The sequence below is a fragment of the Microcystis sp. M49636_WE2 genome (genome assembly GCF_030065375.1).
GTDB classification, from domain to species: domain Bacteria; phylum Cyanobacteriota; class Cyanobacteriia; order Cyanobacteriales; family Microcystaceae; genus Microcystis; species Microcystis aeruginosa_C.
On sequence record NZ_JASJFG010000148.1, the window covers coordinates 1 to 1,811 of the forward strand.

2 protein-coding genes and 1 pseudogene are annotated in these 1,811 nt (G+C 42.2%); all 3 read left to right on the plus strand.

The features are described from left to right. Positions 1 to 32 precede the first annotated feature (32 nt). Entirely contained in the window at positions 33 to 995 is a 963-nt protein-coding gene (locus PX484_RS03445) for an orange carotenoid-binding protein (protein WP_002801386.1), read from the plus strand. Positions 996 to 1,224: 229 nt separating this feature from the next. Continuing rightward, on the plus strand, positions 1,225 to 1,551 hold the full coding sequence (frp, locus tag PX484_RS03450) for a fluorescence recovery protein (protein ID WP_002746320.1): 327 nt from the start codon (positions 1,225 to 1,227) through the stop codon (positions 1,549 to 1,551). A 167-nt stretch (positions 1,552 to 1,718) separates the two neighbouring features. Then, positions 1,719 to 1,811: pseudogene (locus PX484_RS03455) on the plus strand (alpha/beta hydrolase); the annotation flags it as partial.

Consider the following 1,811-nt stretch of genomic DNA (forward strand, 5'->3'; position numbering starts at 1 on the left):
ATTGATACAAAACTTTACTTCAAGGTGAATCTATGCCGTTTACGATCGAATCAGCGCGGAGCATTTTCCCCAACACGCTATCAGCGGATGTGGTTCCTGCCACGATTGCGCGTTTCAATCAGCTGAATACCGAAGATCAACTAGCCTTGATTTGGTTTGCCTACCTAGAAATGGGCAAAACCATCACCGTTGCCGCCCCCGGCGCTGCTAGTATGGTGTTTGCCGAAAAAACCATGAATGAAATTCGGCAGATGTCACCCCTGCAACAGTCGCAGGTGATGTGCGACTTAGCGAACCATGCTGACACCCCGATTTGTCGTACCTACGGCACTTGGTCTGCTAACATCAAACTGGGATTCTGGTATCAATTAGGACAATGGATGGAAGATGGCAATGTTGCCCCAATTCCCAAGGGTTATGAACTATCTGCTAATGCCAGCGCCGTTTTAGACGGGATTAAAAAATTAGAGTCGGGACAACAAATCACCGTTCTGCGGAATTGTGTGGTCGATATGGGCTACGATCCCAAGAAACTGGGCGATTATAACCGTATTTCCGAACCCGTGGTTCCTCCCCAAAATATTGCCGAACGGACCAAAGTTAGCATTGAAGGCGTTACCAATGCCACCGTCCTCAACTATATGGACAACCTCAACGCTAACGACTTTGATGTATTAATTGAATTATTCACCCCTGACGGCGCTCTGCAACCACCTTTCCAACGTCCCGTCGTCGGTAAAGAGGCAGTATATCGCTTTTTCCGGGAAGAATGCCAAAATTTGAAATTAATCCCCGAACGCGGTGTAGTAGAACCCGCCGATGACGGTTTTACTCAGATTAAAGTGACGGGAAAAGTACAAACTCCTTGGTTTGGTGCAGGTGTGGGTATGAATATGGCATGGCGCTTCCTCCTAACTCCTGATAATAAAATTTTCTTCGTAGCGATCGATTTATTAGCTTCTCCGAAAGAATTATTAAACTTTGCCCGTGGCTAAATAGCTACTGAGAGAAATCATTAAAAATTCTGATGAAACTTATTAGAGTTCCTTGTCAAGTGAACTCTTTTTTTTATACAATTAAAAGGCTGACTTAAAAAAATTGGTAAATACACCGGTTTCTTCTCCGATCTAGGTAAGAATAACTAAACAATTATTCTTACAGATGTGGGCGAAAAGAGTCGAGGTAGTTCAAAAATCCAAAATTATCATCCCTAAAACTAAAATCATGCCTATGAGTGAAATAATTTGGTCAGATACGGAACAAGAAATTGCTCAAACTGCTTTCCAAAAAGCCTATCAGCGAGAAACTAGCACTTTAATAGAACATATTAAAGAACAGTCTGGTCAGATCACGGTTTTAGATGATATCTGGCAAATGCACGATTATCTAAGCGCCCGACGACATCAGATTGATGGTAAATATGACTATCGCTATACTTCCCTAATTTTTGTCTTTGCTCAACTATTAAAGGAAGGATGGTTGAAGCTAGAGGATCTCAACGGTTTGGAAAAAGATAAACTAGCGAAAATCGCTGCTCTCTCGCGAATGTAAATTAGTGATTAGCATTAAGCTATCAGCTTTCTGCCCCTAGTTGGGTGACTAAAAAATTCATCTCTAGATAATCCACACCGTCTTAAGTTTTTCCTAAGCGGCAACCAATTCCGCTAGAATGAGTCAATCATCCCGATCGCTTTTCGCTTGTTTTGCACCTTTGGTTTATGTTCAAAAATCTTTTACTTCCCCTAGGAATATCTATCTTTCTCGGTGTTTGTCAGTCTTTGTCAGCCGCCGAATCAGCTATCATCAAATAC